The organism is Vibrio sp. Hep-1b-8, from assembly GCF_006124995.1.
Lineage (GTDB): Bacteria > Pseudomonadota > Gammaproteobacteria > Enterobacterales > Vibrionaceae > Vibrio.
Map to the genome: position 1 here is coordinate 1 of NZ_QEWN01000015.1, position 12,480 is coordinate 12,480.

Annotated in this window: 10 protein-coding genes and 4 pseudogenes; 9 read left to right on the plus strand and 5 right to left on the minus strand. The window is 43.9% G+C overall.

Translation table 11 applies throughout. The features are described from left to right. Positions 1 to 226: 226 nt before the first annotated feature. From DA100_RS04680 to DA100_RS04700, 5 genes and pseudogenes are all read left to right on the plus strand, one after another. Complete coding sequence (locus tag DA100_RS04680) at positions 227 to 1,189, plus strand: transposase (RefSeq protein WP_171052138.1); 963 nt, start codon at positions 227 to 229, stop codon at positions 1,187 to 1,189. A gap of 265 nt (positions 1,190 to 1,454) precedes the next feature. Then, positions 1,455 to 1,952 (plus strand): annotated as a pseudogene (locus DA100_RS04685) (prolyl oligopeptidase family serine peptidase); the annotation flags it as partial. Positions 1,953 to 2,061: 109 nt separating this feature from the next. After that, positions 2,062 to 2,214: pseudogene (locus DA100_RS04690) on the plus strand (transposase); the annotation flags it as partial. A 193-nt stretch (positions 2,215 to 2,407) separates the two neighbouring features. After that, positions 2,408 to 3,985: a tetrathionate reductase family octaheme c-type cytochrome gene (locus DA100_RS04695; protein ID WP_138971125.1), complete on the plus strand. Its 1,578-nt coding sequence runs from the start codon at positions 2,408 to 2,410 to the stop codon at positions 3,983 to 3,985. Beyond that, positions 3,985 to 4,584, plus strand: a complete 600-nt coding sequence (locus tag DA100_RS04700) for a cytochrome b/b6 domain-containing protein (RefSeq protein ID WP_206208551.1) — start codon at positions 3,985 to 3,987, stop codon at positions 4,582 to 4,584. The genes DA100_RS04695 and DA100_RS04700 overlap by 1 nt, the downstream gene beginning before the upstream one ends. A 206-nt stretch (positions 4,585 to 4,790) precedes the next feature. On the opposite strand, the pseudogene DA100_RS04705 reads toward DA100_RS04700, so the two are convergent. The 4 genes and pseudogenes from DA100_RS04705 to DA100_RS04720 all read right to left on the minus strand — a co-directional run. Beyond that, positions 4,791 to 5,117, minus strand: a pseudogene (locus tag DA100_RS04705) (tryptophan--tRNA ligase); the annotation flags it as partial. Between the two features lie 274 nt (positions 5,118 to 5,391). After that, positions 5,392 to 5,589, minus strand: a complete 198-nt coding sequence (locus DA100_RS04710; RefSeq protein WP_138971127.1) for a hypothetical protein — start codon at positions 5,587 to 5,589, stop codon at positions 5,392 to 5,394. A gap of 85 nt (positions 5,590 to 5,674) precedes the next feature. Then, complete coding sequence (locus DA100_RS04715) at positions 5,675 to 6,511, minus strand: DUF1566 domain-containing protein (protein ID WP_138971128.1); 837 nt, start codon at positions 6,509 to 6,511, stop codon at positions 5,675 to 5,677. An 11-nt stretch (positions 6,512 to 6,522) separates the two neighbouring features. Then, positions 6,523 to 7,521, minus strand: a complete 999-nt coding sequence (locus tag DA100_RS04720) for an OmpA family protein (protein WP_138971129.1) — start codon at positions 7,519 to 7,521, stop codon at positions 6,523 to 6,525. Positions 7,522 to 7,837: 316 nt separating this feature from the next. Here DA100_RS04720 and DA100_RS04730 point away from each other — a divergent pair. The 4 genes and pseudogenes from DA100_RS04730 to DA100_RS04745 all read left to right on the plus strand — a co-directional run. Then, a pseudogene (locus DA100_RS04730) lies at positions 7,838 to 8,047 on the plus strand (helix-turn-helix domain-containing protein); the annotation flags it as partial. Positions 8,048 to 8,161: 114 nt separating this feature from the next. Beyond that, the gene (locus DA100_RS04735) at positions 8,162 to 8,749 is read left to right on the plus strand and encodes a TetR/AcrR family transcriptional regulator (RefSeq protein ID WP_138971131.1); all 588 of its coding nucleotides are present in this window, start codon (positions 8,162 to 8,164) and stop codon (positions 8,747 to 8,749) included. Positions 8,750 to 8,850: 101 nt separating this feature from the next. Further along, positions 8,851 to 9,702, plus strand: a complete 852-nt coding sequence (locus tag DA100_RS04740) for an alpha/beta fold hydrolase (RefSeq protein ID WP_138971132.1) — start codon at positions 8,851 to 8,853, stop codon at positions 9,700 to 9,702. Positions 9,703 to 9,860: 158 nt separating this feature from the next. Continuing rightward, complete coding sequence (locus tag DA100_RS04745; protein WP_138971133.1) at positions 9,861 to 11,249, plus strand: DASS family sodium-coupled anion symporter; 1,389 nt, start codon at positions 9,861 to 9,863, stop codon at positions 11,247 to 11,249. A 96-nt stretch (positions 11,250 to 11,345) separates the two neighbouring features. On the opposite strand, the gene DA100_RS04750 is transcribed toward DA100_RS04745, so the two are convergent. Beyond that, a complete protein-coding gene (locus tag DA100_RS04750; protein ID WP_138971134.1) occupies positions 11,346 to 12,449 on the minus strand; it encodes a GGDEF domain-containing protein in 1,104 nt (367 codons plus the stop codon). Positions 12,450 to 12,480: the final 31 nt, after the last annotated feature.

Below are 12,480 nucleotides of genomic sequence, written 5' to 3' on the forward strand. Positions count from 1 at the left end.
CTAATAAGCCTATATTTCATGTTGGTCACCTTTATCCTTGATTCTGTCAAAAGTTAATCATGGCACATTGCGATGCCGAGATAGAGGTGACCATCTCATCACACGCCATAAAGGATGAAATAAGAGTGAGTTGTTGATACTTACGCCAAAGGTTCTATTCATGCGGGTTGCCGATTGTTGTTGGCATTCTTAACCTCACTGGATAACTCACCAAAGGGGCGTAAAAATGACAACTGCGAGAAAACAACAGATATGCGTTGATGCCACACCTTATTATCATTGCGTCTCTCGCTGTGTCAGGCGTAGCTTCCTGTGTGGGACTGACCCTATCACTCAACAAAATTATGAGCATCGCAGAGCGTGGGTGAAGCGAAAAATGATGGCGCTCTCGCAACTTTACTGCATTGACATCTGCGCTTACGCCATCATGAGCAACCACTACCACTTAGTCTTACATATCAATCGAGAGAAAGCCCTAAATCTATCGGCTTATGAGGTGGTTGAGCGTTGGCAGCAAGCACACAAACTGCCCAATATCGTGTCTCGATGGTTAGAAGGGCCGCTCACCAGTAAGGCCGAGCTTGAAGTGTGTTTAGCGATTATCGAATCTTGGCGTGAGCGACTATGGAGCCTAAGTTGGTTTATGAAAGAGCTTAATTTTGAGATTGCCTGCCAAGCCAACAAAGAAGACCAATGCAAAGGACATTTCTGGGAAAGCCGCTTCAAAAGCCAGGCTCTACTAGATGAACAGGCGCTCGCGGCAGCGATGACCTATGTCGACTTAAACCCGCTAAGAGCTGGAATAGCCCAAACACCAGAAACCTCCGATTACACCTCAATCAAAGCGAGAGTTGAGGCATTAAACAATCAGCGAGAGACGGCACCTTGCCTTTACCCGTTTGTTGGGAATGACAAAAACCATCAACGTGATGGTATACCGTTTCGACTGATGGATTACATCGAGCTAGTCGATTGGACAGCACGTCAATACCGAGAAGGTAAAGTGAGCTTAAGTGAAGATACGCTACCGATATTGCAAAGACTTAATATCAATCAAGCAAACTGGCTTGAGACTTGTACTCAGTTGGAGCGTCTGCGCTGCACCGCAGTAGGTTGCACCCAAAGCTCGATGATGGCCAAACAGCTGATGAATCGAAAGCGACTCAATTTACTTCGCTTGGATAGTTAAGCGATTAAAGCTATTAGCCAACCGTTAAATCTCTAGTAAGAAACCCACACCAAACCAAAATTGTTTTTGGTGAGTCACTCGATACTCAAAAAAGCCTCAATAGACTCATTCACGCAAAACCGTGACAGACAGAACGCACCCCTCTCCCCCTGTCGGACAAATTAATACCGATTTCACCGATAGATTATGCCTGGAGCATAAGTATCTTTTAATAGTGCCTGTCCTTTAAGTCTTTTTTAAGTCTTTGTCCTTTAAGTCTTTAGGTATCAAAGCTGATAATCTCGTGATGATGGGACGCTCAGCGGGTGGCCATTTGGCGGGTTTTATCGGCGCAACTAACTCTGCATACAACCAAGTGGATTTCTATGATCCGCCGAAGTATAAGGTTTCTGCTGTGGTGAGTTTTTTCGGTCCTACTGATTTACTTGAGTTGGGTAATAAGGGGGGCAAGAAAACCAGCAATCAGTCATCAGTGTCTCGCTTCTTAGGGGATATCCCAAGCAACATTCCAGAGATTGCCAAGCAAGCATCTACGACGACCTATGTGAATGAGAGTACACCCCCATATATCCAGTTGCACGGCACTTTGGATAAGCGAGTGCCTTTATCTCAAAGTGAGATATTAAAAGCAAAGCTGGATGAATACAGGGTACCTAATCAACTGTTCATTGAGGAAGGTGTAGGACACAGTGCTCCGGTCTTTGATACTGACAAATATGTTCCGCACGTTATAAGCTTCTTAAGTGAACATTTTCCGAACTGATTCTTTAGGAAAATAAAGCGGTTATCAATTGATAAAATTGATCTGTGTAGTGGTCAAACCATATTGGCCACTGCTGTACAAAGTGATTTTTCAATTGTCTAAGTAAGGCATCAAATACTAATGCTCTAATTGGCGCAAGTACAATAACTCACTAATCAACCGGGGTTCACTGACGTTTTGGATTGACGAAGAAGTAATAACTGAATGGAAACAACCTAAGCAGGATAGGCGTGGTAGACCACGATTGTTTAGCGACTTAGCTAGCGTCCGCTCGTAAGCTAAATTCAGAAACACAGCCCACCCATTCAATTATATGATCGATATCTCATATTATTTGCTCAATTCTGGGTTATTTGATTTATCTCAATTAACCGTTGTTTTTCTGTGGATATAGAGTGCGAAGTTGTTACATTAGTAATGTCTAATTAATGGATTGCTAACGTTAAGGTGTTGGTATGAACAGGATGTTGCTTTTGATTTTAAGTATAGTGATAACAAATGGACTATACTCTTCGACTGTGTTTGCACAATCGACTGCGGACCACTCAACATTTACACAACTGCAAGGGCCTTTTAATTCTGGACCTGATGTAACCGCTGCATGTTTGGAGTGTCATACTGAAGCGGCTCATCAAATCCAGGAGACGACTCACTGGACGTGGGCATTCGATGTTGGCCTCGAAGACAAAATTGTTGGTAAAAAAAACGTCATCAATAATTTTTGTATCTCAACCGCCTCCAATGAACCTCGATGTACCAGTTGTCACGTAGGGTATGGCTGGAAAGACAATACCTTTGATCACACCAAGCAAGAGAACGTCGACTGCTTAGTTTGCCACGACAATTCTGGCCAATACTCAAAATTTCCAACAGATGCTGGTCACCCAAACTATGTCGCCAAAGAGTGGCCAGTTGGCTCTGGCAAAGAACGCGCACCAGTTGACCTAAGTAAGGCGGCGCAAAGTGTTGGAGATCCATCCCGCGATACGTGTGGTTCTTGTCACTTCTTCGGAGGTGGCGGTGATGGCGTTAAGCATGGCGACATGGATTCAAGTCTTTCAAACCCCAGCCATTCATTGGACGTACATATGTCGAGTGATGGAGCCAACTTCGCCTGTCAAGACTGTCATACCACCAGTGGTCACCAAACCGCAGGATCACGTTACATTGTCAATGCCAAGGATACTGATGGTATCGACTTTCCCGGGCATGGGGATCAAAATCGAGCGTCTTGTGAATCTTGCCATGGGCTAGCACCACACCAAGGCAATCGACTAGCAAATAGACTGAATGAGCACGTTGAAAACATCGCGTGTTCTACTTGTCATGTCCCAGAATATGCCAGAGAGAAAAAAACCAAAACCGTTTGGGATTGGTCAACCGCCGGAGATAAGTCTCGCTCAACAACGAAAGATGATGAAGGTTATGTCACTTATACACCGACGAAAGGTGACTTTGTCTGGCAAAGAAATGTTACCCCAGATTATGCCTGTTTTAATGGCGATATGCGCTATACCACAATTGGCGAAAAGGTAGTGCCTAACCAAGAGGGTGTCGTTGAGCTGACCAAGCCCCAGGGCAACTGTGGTGATGACGATAGCCGTGTATGGCCTTTCAAAATAATGCGCAGCACTCAACCTTATGACACGGCCAATCAGATCATGGTGACACCGCACCTTTTCGGCAAAGACAAAAATGCGTACTGGAAACACTTCGATTGGGACAAAGCCGCCACGGCCGGAATGGCGGCCACAGGCGAAACCTATAGTGGTGAAATGACGTTTGTCGATAGTGTTTATCACTTCCCTATTGTTCATATGGTTGCGCCGAAAGAAGAAGCGTTAAGTTGTGGCGCGTGCCATAGCCAAGATGGTCGACTAGCCGCTCTGTCCGGTTTTTATATTCCATCCCAAACCTCAATACAGTGGCTAGACAACGTAGGCTGGCTGGTTGTGCTCATGACTTTGCTTGTGGTAATTGGTCATGCATTGATGAGAATTAAAGGGACATCTTCCCAAAAAGGAGACTCGTGATGAAAGTCATTATCTATAAAAAGTTCGAGCGCTTTTGGCACTGGAGCCAAGCCTTGTTGATGATAGCGATGCTAATCACGGGGTTTGAAATTCATGGTACCTACACTCTATTTGGTTTTGGCACCGCAGTGTTGTGGCATGAATACTGCGCCTTTACTTTAATGACCTTATGGGTGTTCGCCATTTTCTGGCATTTCACCACCGGTGAGTGGAGGCAATACATTCCTACCACAGATAAACTCAGTGCCGTGATCAATTATTATCGTAACGGGATTTTTACAGGTGAGGCACACCCGTTTCACCCGACAGCAGAGCTTAAACTCAACCCATTACAGCGATTCGCTTATTTGGGTTGGAAGTTAGTCATGGCCCCGGTGGTCTGGGTCACAGGTCTACTATTGTTGTTCTATTCAGAGTGGGAAAGTATCGGGTTAGGTTTTTTATCACTCGGTTGGGTTGCCACACTGCACATAATTAGCGCATTTATGATACTCGCATTCTTAATTGGACATGTGTACATGACAACAACAGGCGAAACACCTACCGCTCATATAAAAACCATGTTGCGTGGTTATGAAGTTAGTCAACGAAACGATTAAAGTAAACAACCAAGTCAAGTGCCGCAGTGGTGATCAGGAGTTAGGGTTCGGATTACCTCATGGCTCAGGTTACAAGTGACCTAGAAAGAAGTCGGGAAGGCTTTACTGGAAAACTTACAAAACTGTGGTCAATTTTAGTTGACCACAACATTCCATTTTAGCGGGTATACAAACGATTTAATTTAATGGTGCCTGTCCTTTAAGTCTATAGTGACTAAGTTACTGTAGAACATAGTCAGCTCAGCCAAGGCTGGCAATTGTGATTGCAGGCAGATGGTGGTTTGTGAAGGGTCGATACCAACAGCAAGGTAGTCTGCGACCACATTGAGAATGTTGGATGAGACTTTACGTGGATTGTGGGCGTTGTCAGTCAGACCTTGTATATCTGCAACCAGAATGTTTTGCTCACAAATGGATTGCAATGCGACTCGCTGTTTTAACGAACCAACGTAATGGCCGAGATGCAAGGGACCAGTTGCACGATCGCCAGTGAGGATAATTTCTTTTGGTTCAATGTGTTGTTGAGTTTTCATATGTGTATCTCCGAGATAAATAGATCGCTACTGGAGATACAAAAGAGATGACAATCTTAGCTACCTTCCAGCAGCATAAGAATGTAAGAATTCCGCGCCGCTCTAGTTAGAGCGCCACCAGAAGAATAGTGAAGGTGCGGATATATATTTCATTCAAGCAATCTAACAAGAAGTGTTTTTGAACACAACACGCTCGATAAAGATTTTATTGACGATTGCTTCGGGTAAAAACAATCGAACATATCGACGATTTAACAGATCCTCATCACAAGGGTTAGAAGGTGATTTTTCTTCCATTCAATTTCTTAACCTTTGTCCTTAACACCTTCAATGTCGGTAATTGGTCCTGTTTAGATACCCACTGCTGCCAACCAAAGAGTGATTGCTCATAGAAACGTACAAACATCCCCTCTTTTATGCCAACAATACGTTGACTGCTTTCAACCAATGCTAATTTAGTTTCAACATTCACTTATCTTCCTCCTTTAAAAAGTGCCAGATGCAACTCTGACACTTCAAAAACTAAAATTAAAACGTTAAACTCTAAACGCTCAACTTTAAGGATTTGAGACACAGGATACGTAGTCCGTGGTGCTCGGATGGACGCTGCCGATGCTGCCACCGGAGAGGTACACGTCGTAATAGTTGTCGTAATGGCTAGAATCATTAGGAGTCGCCGACCAATGGGCGTAGGCGGTCGGCCAACCGCGCGCGGTAAACATATTACCATATACGTCGTATAGCTCCATTTTTAACTCGTCTCTTGTCGCTAAACGCCAGTTAGTTCGTCCGCCGAGACTATGGGTGTTGTAGGTAGTACACAGTGCATTTGCGTTAGTCCAGTTGAATAGGTAGAAATCACCAGCTGGGCCTCTAGATCCTGTTTCAGTATAAGTACTGTTTGTAGCACTACCGCCAATGCTGTCTAGATAGGCCACTGATGGTGAATTGGTAAATAACTTACCAGTACCTGTATCGAAGATATCAATACATGTACCAGCTAAGTCACACACAGTGACATTTGCCGTATCGCTGGTGATGCCATCCTTTTTTGCTATGAGTTCAGTGTCACCTTTAGTGTTACCCGTTACTAAACCAGAAGCGGATATGATCGCGACTGTTGGGTCTCCAACAATCTCCCACGTCACAGAATCACTGACGTCACTTTCGGCTCCATCATCGTATTTAGCCACCGCGACCATCTGTTGTGTGCGACCTACTAACACCGAAATCGGTGAGGGGGTCACCGTAATTTCAATCACTGTCGCGTCTATTGGTGGCTGAGGCTGAGGCTGAGGCTGAGAACTGAATGCGCCCTCTGAATTACAACCGGTTAATACTATTAATAATGAAGCAATTGCTATTGAAAATAGAGATTTAAAATATGTATTCATACTAATTCAACTTATTTTTGAAACTGGAAGCTAAGGATGGTGATTTCAACTCGGCGATTTTTAGCTCGTCCTTCTGCAGTATTGTTATCTGCAACCGGTTGAGACTCACCCTCACCACTCCACTCAAGTTGTGTCGGTGTGACACCCAGTTCAATCAGTTTATTGACAACCGCTTGAGCACGATGCTCAGAAAGGTTTTGATTGTAGAGTGCTGAGCCCGTTGAGTCAGTGTGTCCAACAACTTTGGCTTGATCTTGTGGGTAAGAATTTAATACTGAAGAGGTCTCAGTTAATTGGTCAATGAGCTCTTGGCTAAGTTCGACTGAATCAAAACCAAACAATCCATCTGTAGTTTTTGGTGAAAATGCCTGTATTTGAGGAGGTGTTTTTACAGTGGCAGTCTCTTTAACGGGAGTATCTTCAATAATCGACGTTGGCGCTGTTTCGACTAACGCTGGTTGAGTTGTACTGCCAAACGTATAGGTTAGACTGACCAACAATCCATGGCTATCATACTTACCCGTGTTTGACTTACCAATACTGTCAATGTATTGATAGCCCGTTGATAATCGGACGTTAGGGTTAAAGTAATAGTTAATCCCCACCTCACCGAGAGGAGAAAAACCTGTCGCATCGCTCTTACTTGAAGACAGTTGCGTTTTTTCCATGTCCCAATAAGCAGCACCAAGCCGACCGTATAAACTTAGGTTATCTTGTAGGTACCAATCGTAACGAAGAGCACTTTCAATCAACCAAGTTTTAACATTAACTGATGTGGCGTCCGCCTTTAGTTTATCGTGATATTGATAGCCTAAATCCCAACTCCAAGAGGGCGTAAACTGTAACCCGCCATAGAGACCTAAAATTGTGCCCTCTGGATTTGAACGATTGTAATTGTCGTCTAGGGCCCATTGATACCCACCCTTTACGCCAACAAAAATCTGAGGGGACTCCGTCGCAGCCAGTACAGGAATACTAAATAAACTAGTAAGTAATATTATTTTTTTCATAATTTCCAGATAGTTAAATAGATAAATAGATAAATAGACAGTATCATTTTTAAGCAGGTATTGAGTGTAGGATTTATCTGAACTTTATTTTCTGCAAAGAACGAACTCTCATCTGATCCAAAAAATGAAAACCAAAATAGCCAGTCTCAGAGAGATAAATATCGATAGAAGGTAGCGCGAGAAATCGAAAGAGACTCACAAATAGAGTCCACAGATAATAACTGTTTTTGATGCATTTGCTTTGCTATCAGGACACTATACCCCTGATCATTGAAGATGCTTGATTTTCTTTAGAATCAGGATCATGCTACGAACCATGAAAATTACACTGACTCCTCAGCAGAAACTGCAACTCGAACAAATGCACGATTCTACTCGTGATGGTCGAGTGCGTGACCGTATTAAAGCAGTATTGCTTACCACAGAGGGGTGGAGTCAGACCATGATTGCTCAAGCTCTTCGCATTCATGAATCAACCGTTGCACGCCACCTTAGTGACTACGTTCTTTCTGAAAAACTCAAGCCTGCATTTTCAAGTTGATTGGGTATACACGACATTAATTTTCACTTAATCCTTTTTGAGCATTGCAAAAAAGTACGAGTGTGCTAAAAATAGCACTAATAGCAATGAGAGAGCGGTATGAGTAAAGGCAGAATTACCCGAGAGAATATCTTAAGCAAGGCATTTGAACTGGCGAGTGAGAATGGTCTTGAGAGTCTCACCATTGGGGAGCTAGCAAAGCAATGCGGGATGTCGAAAAGTGGCTTGTTTGCCCACTTTAACTCCAAAGATAATCTGCAAATAGCGGTGTTGGAGCATGCCAATTTGATTTTTACTCAGCGTGTTATTGCACCTGCTCGGGAGAGGACGTCGATCAGCATCGAGGATAAACTAACTCAGTTACTCGATAACTGGCTAGGTTGGAATCACTCTTTTCAGGGTAGCTGTATGTTTCTTGATGCATGGAAAGAAACGGGTAGCGAAGCGTCACCCACTCAACAGGTGCTAAAAAAGACCATTGCAACATGGATTGAATACTTAACGATTCAGGTAGCAAAAGGGGTAGAAAATGGTGAGTTTCGCCACGATTTAGACCCAAAGCAAGCAATCTATGAGCTGTATGGTTTGTATTTAAGTGCGCACCTTTTTTACTCCATACGCGGTGAGCAGGCAAGTCAACAACACTTCTGGCTGGGCGTTCAGCGTCTGATGGCGGACTGGAAGTAAAACTAAGCTAAGTGGATGACGACTTAGCTTATTATTTAACTTAAAATAGCACGGTCGTTCGCTTTTGGGGTGTAAGAGACTGGCATAACAAGGACTACAAGATGAGTGAGAAGATTTACTTTAATACCGCTAAAAAGTTTAGTGTTAAGAAAAGCTTAGTAAACTTAACCACACGCCTTCATCATACTCTGGCACCTACACACGCAAAGAGAACTGCGCGTAACCTTTTACTCACCCCTGCTCGAGCTAAGCCTAAAAATGAGTTACCGAGTGGATTGGTTACTGGTGAAGTGGCATCGAAGGAAGGGTTACTGAAAACTTACCAACTGGGTAGTGGCCCAGTTTGGGTGATGACGCACGGTTGGTCTGGTAGTGCTAATCAGTTTTTCCCGCTGATGGAGCACATCGCAAGTCAGGGCTACACCGCTTTGGCTTATGACCATCCAGGGCATGGCCGCAGTGAAGGTGCTTATGGTCATATCCCAGCCTTTGTTCTTGGTTTAGAGTCCATTCTAGATAGCGTTGATGATGTTGCAGGGCTAGTGGCGCATAGTATGGGGACGGTTTCTGCGCTTGAATGCCATCATCAAAAGTTAGTGGATAAACCACTGCTGCTTATCGCTCCTTTGCTCGATTATCTGGATAACTTGTTTGGCAGTATTGCGCGTTCTGGCCACTCGATGCGTCTATTTGATGCGGTGGTTAACGAGGTGGAAGAGCAATATCGCTATCCTCTCAAGTCGATTGATCCATACAGTAAACTTAAATCTCGCTCAGCACAGACTATTATTGTTCATGATGAACAGGATAAGTTTGCCAAGTATTCTGAGTCGGTTAAAGCCGCGCAAGAAATGGCGAATGTCAGCTTGGTCACAACACAGGATCAAGGGCATGGACGAGTAATGAAGTGCCAACAAGTGATGGATAGTTTTGATAAATTGGTGTCAAAATAGACGTTTTTCTGATGGGAAAATGTCCAATCTATTCATGTTGTTAACAAATATTTCCATGTTGTTGATATGGTTAACAGATTTGCAATGAAAAATATTTCCAAAGCAGGTTGTGTGGGATCATTTGCTATGCCACATGGCCCTCATAAGGAAATATAATAATGAATAGAAATGATAGTGTCCCTTTGCCCACCAATACCAGAGAATGGTTGTTTAACCGCAACAGTATGATTGTCTTAGCCGATATCGCACTGTTTGCGGCTCTATACTTTACCTTACCATTTGATCCTAAAGTGGTATTGGGTATCTGTATGTTAATTTTTGTCGCCATTCTTTGGCTGACAGAAGCCCTACATGTCACTGTAACGGCCATACTCGTCCCGATCATGGCCGTGTTATTTGGTGTTTTTGATACCCAAACGGCTCTAAATAACTTTGCTAACTCCATCATTTTTCTGTTTCTTGGTGGCTTTGCTCTTGCTGCCGCTATGCACCGACAGGGGTTAGACAAGGTTATCGCTGATAAGGTACTTGTTTTAGCCAAAGGTAAAATGAGCGTTGCAGTGTTTATGCTATTTGGTGTAACGGCGGCGCTTTCAATGTGGATCAGTAACACAGCAACGACGGCGATGATGCTGCCTCTTGTGCTTGGTGTCTTGAGCAAGGTGAACTCAGAAAGCGGCCATAAGACTTACGTATTTGTGTTGCTTGGCATCGCGTACAGCGCAAGTATTGGTGGTATCGCGACCATCGTTGGTAGTCCACCGAATGCAATTGCTGCGGCTGAAGTAGGTCTAACATTCACAGATTGGATGCGCTTTGGTATTCCAACGACCTTGATCTTACTGCCTATCTCTATCGCGGTACTGTATGCGGTTCTAAAACCAAACTTGAGTGGTCAGTTTGAGTTGAACAACGAGCCAGTCAACTGGGATAAAGGCAAAATCGTTACTTTAAGCATCTTTGCCGCGACCGTCTGCTTGTGGATTTTCAGTAAGCCTATCAATGCCATGCTGGGTGGCTACGCGAAGTTTGATACTGTCGTTGCACTAGCTGCGATTGTTGCCGTTAACTTTGCACGTGTGGTGCATTGGAAAGACATTGAAAAAACCGCTGACTGGGGCGTATTACTGCTGTTTGGTGGTGGTATCTGTCTAAGTAATGTTCTTAAAGCGACAGGTACGAGTGTTTTCCTTGCTAATGGTTTGAGCGAGCTGATTGCTCACCTAGGCGTGTTCTTTATTATCGCTGTGATTGCCGTGTTTGTGGTGTTCTTGACGGAGTTCGCGAGTAACACAGCCAGCGCAGCATTGCTGATCCCTGTCTTTGCCAGCGTGGCGGAAGCGTTCGGTATGTCACCTGTGGTTCTGTCGGTATTGATTGCCGTAGCCGCTTCTTGTGCCTTTATGTTGCCAGTGGCAACGCCACCTAACGCGATCGTGTTTGGTTCAGGTCATATCAAGCAGAGCGAGATGATGCGTGTTGGACTTATTCTCAACTTCGCCTGTATCGCTGCGTTAACCTTTATCGCGATGACTTTCTGGGCTTAACCAGTCCGTTAAGATTAAAAACCTGCTGTACGGCAGGTTTTTTTATATTTCATTCCTACCGAATCGTGAGTAATAGTCGGCAGGGGCGATATGCAGTTACTTTTTAAGTGCTACGCATTTTAGCGGTTGTTCATTTTTGTTGGGCGATTTGCGAGTCTTATTGAGGTACATATCTTTATCTGCTCGTGCCAAAGTATCCTGGCAGCAGAGGTAATTTTTCGGACCTGACTGTGCTACACCAACGCTAAGCGATATATCTTTTCGCAGAGAGGCAAGGCTTTCCATCATGCGTGGAATATAGTTCTCGACGGCGGAGTCTTTAGTGCAACTCGGCATGACAACCACGAACTCATCGCCACCAACTCTAAAGCAGAGGTCAACATTGCGAGAAGCGCCTCTGAGGCAATCAGAGACAATAATCAACACGCTGTCGCCTTCTTCATGACCAAACTGGTCATTGAAGTGTTTAAAGTTGTCGACATCGATATAGACGATGGCGACGGGATCGTTTTGTTGTTGTGCTTCTGAAAACAACTTACTGGTAAACTCTTCAAAAGCGCGCTTGTTATAGAGATTGGTCAGTGGATCTAAACGCGCCATCTTTTCAAGGCTTCGCGTTCTTTCTTGAACAATAGACTCGAGCTCATTGACGTACTGAAAGGATTTGTTCTTCTCAATCTCGATTTCGTTCATCATGCTTTTTATGTAAGTATCAAATACATAAGAAACATCAAAATCAATCAATCGGTCGAGAATGTCACTCAGCATCTGAGCATAATTAGGATCATCCAAATGATCATGAATCGTAGAGATCAGCTTCGCTTTGAGGTAGTTCACCGAAGATAGATACATTTTCGGGTCTACACCGATGCGTTTGTGGACTAGACCGATACGAAGTCGATGTTCGACATAATCCAAATTGATATCTTTACTGAACAGATCGGTAATGTATTGTCTTAGTGCAGACATTAAGCGCTGTAATGTACCCGCATCACCAATTAACGTTTCGACATCTGGGCTGCGAGTTTGATGGGTATAGAAGTCATCAACAATGGCATCTAAATGACGAGAGATGACCCCTTTCATCGTCCTTAATTCGTTGATATCACTCGTCGTGAGCCTAAAAAGATGCAGTCTTTGTGTTAACTCGGTTTCTGATATTTTTTGTTGTTCAACGAGGGATTTGTCTGTGATTCTCATCTTAACTACCCTTAATACACCTAGCCATGAA

Bases quoted from the DNA above. Each gene is read 5' to 3' on its own strand.
- DA100_RS04740 (WP_138971132.1), top strand. From the start codon at position 8,851: ATGAGTGAGAAGATTTACTTTAATACCGCTAAAAAGTTTAGTGTTAAG.
- DA100_RS04700 (WP_206208551.1), top strand. From the start codon at position 3,985: ATGAAAGTCATTATCTATAAAAAGTTCGAGCGCTTTTGGCACTGGAGC.
- DA100_RS04735 (WP_138971131.1), top strand. From the start codon at position 8,162: ATGAGTAAAGGCAGAATTACCCGAGAGAATATCTTAAGCAAGGCATTT.
- DA100_RS04720 (WP_138971129.1), bottom strand. From the start codon at position 7,521: ATGAAAAAAATAATATTACTTACTAGTTTATTTAGTATTCCTGTACTG.
- DA100_RS04750 (WP_138971134.1), bottom strand. From the start codon at position 12,449: ATGAGAATCACAGACAAATCCCTCGTTGAACAACAAAAAATATCAGAA.
- DA100_RS04715 (WP_138971128.1), bottom strand. From the start codon at position 6,511: ATGAATACATATTTTAAATCTCTATTTTCAATAGCAATTGCTTCATTA.
- DA100_RS04680 (WP_171052138.1), top strand. From the start codon at position 227: ATGACAACTGCGAGAAAACAACAGATATGCGTTGATGCCACACCTTAT.
- DA100_RS04745 (WP_138971133.1), top strand. From the start codon at position 9,861: ATGAATAGAAATGATAGTGTCCCTTTGCCCACCAATACCAGAGAATGG.
- DA100_RS04695 (WP_138971125.1), top strand. From the start codon at position 2,408: ATGAACAGGATGTTGCTTTTGATTTTAAGTATAGTGATAACAAATGGA.